General features: G+C 58.0%; 1 pseudogene. It reads left to right on the forward strand.

Annotated features, from left to right (window positions below):
- Positions 1 to 289 (forward strand): annotated as a pseudogene (locus QN347_RS19555) (hypothetical protein); the annotation flags it as partial.
- Between the last annotated feature and the right edge of the window lie 92 nt (positions 290 to 381).

Consider the following 381-nt stretch of genomic DNA (forward strand, 5'->3'; position numbering starts at 1 on the left):
GCCCCTCGAGTTCCTCACGTTTCATAAACAGGATGAATCACGGACTGCCCGGTTTGACAAGGGGGTGGGTAATTACTTCAAATCTGCATTGAGGCCGTTAGGTATCTTCCCTTTCGGACGAACACTGCGGGGGCTCGGCACAAGCAACGTTCAGGCGCTTGCCAAACAGCTCCGCGCCCGGATCAAAGTCGAGGACGCAGAGCCGGGGTCCGCGGTGTCGGTGGTCCACACACATCTTGCCGCCGTGAACGATGAGGCGGGCGATCTGCCAGCTGAAGTCGCAATCTGAGCTAGGGTTGTGTTTCGGGTTAACGAGCCTCAGCCTGAGTGGGGGGAGGCGTGCTCCAAACCATTATGATGGTGGTCGTGGATGTCATCGTG

This window comes from Sphingomonas sp. 10B4, assembly GCF_035019905.1.
GTDB classification, from domain to species: Bacteria; Pseudomonadota; Alphaproteobacteria; order Sphingomonadales; family Sphingomonadaceae; genus Sphingomonas; species Sphingomonas glacialis.